At 29.8% G+C, this 245-nt stretch carries 2 pseudogenes; both read left to right on the plus strand.

Annotated elements, in window-relative coordinates:
- A pseudogene (locus ACY2RX_RS14800) lies at positions 1–84 on the plus strand (type III pantothenate kinase); the annotation flags it as partial.
- Positions 81–245, plus strand: a pseudogene (locus ACY2RX_RS14805) (hypothetical protein); the annotation flags it as partial. The pseudogenes ACY2RX_RS14800 and ACY2RX_RS14805, both read left to right, overlap by 4 nt.

The raw sequence follows: 245 nt of genomic DNA on the forward strand, positions 1-245 counted from the left end.
CAATTAAAAATTAGCATATTTGCCAATCAAAATTTTCTCCTAGAAGGCTTAAATAAAATATTGATTTTTAATAAAAACCAATGATAAGAAGTATTTTAGTAGCTTTTTTACTGATTACTTCTGCAAATTTATTAGCGCACAGAACAAGTTCATCTCCATGCTCTTTTTTTGGTATTGGTGATGAGTTTAGCTCAAAAACAGTTGAACCAAGTAGTATGGGAGGTATAGGAGCTGCTTTTAATCAT

The organism is Polaribacter sp. 2405UD43-2 (genome assembly GCF_058147125.1).